At 64.8% G+C, this 4271-nt stretch carries 6 protein-coding genes and 1 pseudogene; 3 read left to right on the forward strand and 4 right to left on the reverse strand.

What is annotated here, in order from left to right; genetic code table 11:
* Positions 1-214: 214 nt before the first annotated feature.
* From ACNQPB_RS20000 to ACNQPB_RS20010, 3 genes are read right to left on the reverse strand one after another with little or no spacing between them, the layout of a single operon-like run.
* Positions 215-1111, reverse strand: coding sequence for an MFS transporter (locus ACNQPB_RS20000; protein WP_498754172.1), 897 nt, complete (start codon positions 1109-1111; stop codon positions 215-217).
* Complete coding sequence (locus ACNQPB_RS20005; protein WP_498754173.1) at positions 1108-2052, reverse strand: phosphotransferase; 945 nt, start codon at positions 2050-2052, stop codon at positions 1108-1110. Before ACNQPB_RS20005 ends, ACNQPB_RS20000 begins: the two co-directional genes overlap by 4 nt.
* Before the next feature lie 57 nt (positions 2053-2109).
* On the reverse strand, positions 2110-2382 hold the full coding sequence (locus tag ACNQPB_RS20010) for a DUF2277 domain-containing protein (protein WP_498754174.1): 273 nt from the start codon (positions 2380-2382) through the stop codon (positions 2110-2112).
* A 404-nt stretch (positions 2383-2786) separates the two neighbouring features.
* Here ACNQPB_RS20010 and ACNQPB_RS20015 point away from each other — a divergent pair, with 404 nt between their 5' ends.
* Positions 2787-3110: a hypothetical protein gene (locus tag ACNQPB_RS20015; RefSeq protein WP_498754175.1), complete on the forward strand. Its 324-nt coding sequence runs from the start codon at positions 2787-2789 to the stop codon at positions 3108-3110.
* A gap of 76 nt (positions 3111-3186) precedes the next feature.
* Here ACNQPB_RS20015 and ACNQPB_RS20020 read toward each other — a convergent pair.
* Positions 3187-3384 (reverse strand): annotated as a pseudogene (locus ACNQPB_RS20020) (Lrp/AsnC ligand binding domain-containing protein); the annotation flags it as partial.
* A gap of 14 nt (positions 3385-3398) precedes the next feature.
* On the opposite strand from ACNQPB_RS20020, the gene ACNQPB_RS20025 reads away from it, so the two are divergent.
* Together ACNQPB_RS20025 and ACNQPB_RS20030 are read left to right on the forward strand one after the other, a co-directional pair.
* Positions 3399-3767, forward strand: a complete 369-nt coding sequence (locus tag ACNQPB_RS20025; RefSeq protein WP_498754176.1) for an ABC transporter permease family protein — start codon at positions 3399-3401, stop codon at positions 3765-3767.
* Positions 3760-4083 carry a branched-chain amino acid transporter permease gene (locus ACNQPB_RS20030; RefSeq protein WP_498754177.1) on the forward strand — a complete coding sequence of 108 codons (324 nt, stop codon included), beginning with the start codon at positions 3760-3762 and terminating at the stop codon, positions 4081-4083. Before ACNQPB_RS20025 ends, ACNQPB_RS20030 begins: the two co-directional genes overlap by 8 nt.
* The last annotated feature ends 188 nt before the right edge of the window (positions 4084-4271 follow it).

Below are 4271 nucleotides of genomic sequence, written 5' to 3' on the forward strand. Positions count from 1 at the left end.
CCAAGAACGCCAACGAGCAGGAACAGGCCTCCCACTAACATCCGGACCACCGGTCCTACCGGCCCAAACGTGGATGTACCCCACAACATTGAGGGGGTCATCCACGTTTAGGCCCGGAAATCCACGCCGCACGCCCGCACTCAGGTGACTGCAACCGCAGGAATCTTGCCGGCGTCGCGGACCCGCCGGATGACAAGCCACCCGGCGAATGCCGCTACCACCGTGGCGGCACCGGCTGCGAGCTGGCTGGTGCCACGATCGAACGGTCCCGAGGCGGCAAGCGCGTAGCCCAGCGGCATGAGGGCCATGCCCACGAAAGCATCTGCCGAATAGGCAGTCCCCAGGAAGCGCTCCGGGATACCCAGCTGCACCTCGTATGGAAATTCACTACGAACGCCTCAAGCAGGACGCCGGCACCAAATGCCGCGAACGCAAGGAGCACCGGGTGCGGCCACAGTCCGAACGCCACGAGCGGCAAGGCCTTGCCGGCAAGGAACAGCAAGGGAGTGGAGCGCGGCTTCGTGAACGTGACGCGTTTGAAGACGAATCCCCCAAGAATCATTCCTGACCCGAGGGCGGCGCTGACAATGCCCCAGGTCAGCTCGGGCGCGGTTGAACTTCCCTGGAGGATGACCGGCCCGTTCAGCTGGTAGTAGCCGGCCCACAAGACGTTCATCAACGCCGTCGCGATGACTGCGGACCAGAACCACGGCACCATCAAGGATCCGGCCGCTTGATAGCCGCTCTGCGTGGCCGGGCCGTTGAGTCCTGAAAGCAGGCCCGTCAGGGCCCCGAATACGGGGAAAACTGCGTCGGGAGGATCACCCGACAGCAGGAGGGCCGCCAAAGCCGCCCACGTGAGGCCGCTCGCAGCCTGCATGGCCACGAGGAACCACTTGCGGTTGACACGGTCAATCAGTCGTCCGGAAACCAGCAGGGCCACCAACTGCGCCAGGACCTGAAGGCTGAGCGACTGCGCCAGGATCTCCGTCCGGCCAGCGGACTCGAGGACCGCGAAGGTGAAAACAATCGGCGCGCTGGTTGCGGACAGGGCCGCAATTGCGCGGCTCAGCCAAAAGATCTTGAATCCGGATGCAAACCCGCCTTTCACACCAGCCCCGTGCGTTCCCGCAGCCAACGTACGGCCGCCTCGCCCTGCCGCCGCTGGAAGTCCCGCAGCGTCGGCAGGCCGGGTGGGGGCGCCTGCCGGGCCGCGTCGGTGAAGTAAGCGGCCAGACCGGCCAGCACTCCATCGAGCTCCCCCGGCGCGGCAGGCGCGAATATCCGGTGCGATTCGAATACAGATCCGGCATCGAAATCGGGATCGAAAACCCGCACGTTGAGCAGGACCGAAAGCGCGTCCATCCAAGATAACCCGATGCATGTCCAAGGCCAGTCGACCAGGACTGCGCCGCGGTCCGCGGTGATCAGGATATTGTCCGCACGGACGTCGGTGTGCACCAGGGAACTGCCGTCCAGAGCGCCGAGCCCGTCACGGGCCAGTTCCTCGAGCCGCGGGAAATTCCGAAGTACCCAGGGATCGCAGTCTTCCGGTGGTTTCTCCCGCAGCCGGGTCCAGCCGCCGAACGGCTCGGTGAGTTCGCGTTCCAAGCGAGGCAAGAAGTCGAGGTCTTCATGCAGCGGTGTCTCAGCCACGTGGAGCAGCGCGTCCAGAACCAGACTGAGCTCCCCGGAATCCCAGGGCGTACGGGGATGCCGGCCCTCGACGTCGGAAAAGACCAGCGCCACCCAGTCGCCGTCGTCGTATGTCCCAATCAGCTCCGGGGCAGGAAGCTGCGCCGGAAGCGCCGCCGCGATCGCGGCCTCCTTGCGGTGGATGTCTGGTGAGTGCTCGTTCAGCCCCGAAGAAACAGCCTTGACGAAGGCACGGCGCCCGGTGGACGTGCGGACGCGGTCCGCGCTGCCAGGAGAGAATCCACCGCTCTGCCCGATGGACTCGACGACGGCGGAACCCAAGAGCTGTTCGACACCGCCACGCACCCGGGCGGGCAGGTCCGCCCAGCCGATCCGGGGGCTCCATTCCGTCCGCATGGCACCCCATCCTGCCATGCAACGCAGGCGGATCCCGTCAGCTCACGCAGGCAAGGCTTAAGCGGTGCCGAAGCGGATCGCGGCGCGGGCCCTGGCCTTGGCAGCTTCCTCTTCGCGGTTCTTGGCCGGGCCGTGGCTTACCAGGGAATCGAGCAGGTGTTGGGTGATATGCGCGATCTGGTGCACGGCCTCTTCGAATGCGGCTTCGTTGGCTTTGGACGGCTTGGCGCTCCCACTGATCTTGCGCACGTACTGCAGCGCTGCGGCCTCCACCTCGGCAGAAGTGGCACGCGGTTCGAAGTTATGCAGGGTGTGGATGTTGCGGCACATGGCTTCATGCTAGGCCGCGCCGCCGACATTCGGCAGGCCCCGGAGTCCGCGGCAGGCAAGTTCACGCTGTCGCGATTCACGGAAATTGAGTACTGAACGCCCATGAAACCCCGGAATGCAAGGAAAAGACAGGTACCGGCCACTCGGGTGCCGGGACGTACCGCACGCCTATCCTGCAAACAGCGCGCAGTCAGCGCGCTGGCATTCCAAGAAATGCCGCGTCTCGAAAGGCTGGGCGGTGGAGACGGTGAAGCGGGGGCGCCATTTGCGCCACGTATCCAAACGACGGGATTTTTGCTGAACGTGCCGGCCAGTACCTACAGACCGGGCGGTCCGTGATCGGGCAGCCACGGCCTGTGAATAGTGAAACATGGTTCAGAAACCTGGATTGAGGAACAAGGAACATGAAAAAACTATGGGCCGCCGGCGCTGTAGCCGGACTCGTCCTGCTGGGCATCGCGCCTTCGGCAATGGCTTCTCCGCCGCCGGACCACAAGGTTACGTACTGCCACGCAACACACAGCGAGACCAACCCGTTCGTAGTGATCAACACGGATGAACTTGCCGTGGTGATGGGACACCAGAACCACCAGGACTTCGAGGATGTCATTCCGCCATTCGACTGGGCAGTGCCCAACGCGAGCGGGCACTTCGACGGCCTGAACTGGGGCCCCGGCGCCGCAGACTTCATCGCCAACGGCTGCGTCGCCGGCACGCCGACCAGCTGATCGGAAGGTTTCCTTCCCGGGGAAAAGGAGGGGCCGGCATGCGCCGGCCCCTTTTCACTGCGCCATTCTGTGCAACTCAGCCCGCCGACTTGATGGTCTTCATGGTGAACCGCGATGAGACCTTCTGGAGCCCGGGAAGGCTCATGACCCGTTCGGTCAGGAAGGATTCGTAGGCCGGCAGGTCCTTGACCGCCACGCGCACGAAGTAATCGGGCGAGCCGAACAGCCGGTGCAATTCCACCACTTCGTCCATCGCCGCCAGGGCCTCCTCGAAGGCGTAGACGGTCCATGATCGACGAGGCCTACGCCGTCACGGCGGCCTCCCGGGAGCGCTGGACCGGCTGGCGGCTGATCAGCATGCAGCTGGCCTTCCAGTCCTATTGGGTGCTGGGCGGCCTGGTGGGAGTGGGCATTTCGTCATTGCTTCCGGGCCGGATCAAGGGCCTCGAGTTCGCGCTGTGCGCCTTGTTCGTGACGCTGACGCTCGACGCCGCCCGGAGCCGCAAGCAGCTCCCCTCACTGCTGCTCGGGGCAGCAAGCTTCGCTGCCGCCGTCGTGCTGGCTCCGGATGCCTCGCTTTTCCTGGGCCTGCTGCTGTTCCTGGCCCTGCTCATCGTCCGCTTCGCCCTCAACCGCCGCCGGGGTTCCGATGCCTGAAACCCCCTACCTCCTTGCCGTCCTCGGGATCACCTTCGCCATCACCTTCGGGCTGCGGGCACTGCCTTTCGCTGCCTTGAATCCCCTCAGGAACTCCGATTTGGAGCAGAAGCTCTCGCTCTGGATGCCGGTAGGAATCCTCGGCATCCTGGCCGCCTCGACCCTGCGCACCACCGTTTCAGCGGACGCCGGCGCGGTACTTCCCGCGGTGGTTGCGGTGGCGGTCACCGTCACCATCCACCTGCTCGGGCGACGGCGGACCCTCCTCAGCGTTGGCCTGGGGACGCTCGTTTTTGTCACCCTGGTGAACCTCTGAAGCCCTGCGCGCGGCGGGGGATCTCTTCATGGGGAGGGGTTCCCATCGACACCCTTCACCCGGCCGGGATAGTTTCCAGGTATTGGGGATGCCGAAGAGTTCGGGTCCGCGACAATCCAAAAGGAGACACACCATGGCCATTTGGGGCGCAGATGTACAGCAGCTCAAGACCCTCGGCAGCAAGCTCA

It is taken from the genome of Curtobacterium sp. LFS079 (assembly GCF_047977865.1).
GTDB lineage: Bacteria > Actinomycetota > Actinomycetes > Actinomycetales > Micrococcaceae > Arthrobacter.

What these genes read in the sequence shown, in the direction of transcription:
- ACNQPB_RS20005 (WP_498754173.1), bottom strand. Translation starts at nt 2,052, where the DNA reads ATGCGGACGGAATGGAGCCCCCGGATCGGCTGGGCGGACCTGCCCGCC.
- ACNQPB_RS20030 (WP_498754177.1), top strand. Translation starts at nt 3,760, where the DNA reads ATGCCTGAAACCCCCTACCTCCTTGCCGTCCTCGGGATCACCTTCGCC.
- ACNQPB_RS20015 (WP_498754175.1), top strand. Translation starts at nt 2,787, where the DNA reads ATGAAAAAACTATGGGCCGCCGGCGCTGTAGCCGGACTCGTCCTGCTG.
- ACNQPB_RS20025 (WP_498754176.1), top strand. Translation starts at nt 3,399, where the DNA reads ATGATCGACGAGGCCTACGCCGTCACGGCGGCCTCCCGGGAGCGCTGG.
- ACNQPB_RS20010 (WP_498754174.1), bottom strand. Translation starts at nt 2,382, where the DNA reads ATGTGCCGCAACATCCACACCCTGCATAACTTCGAACCGCGTGCCACT.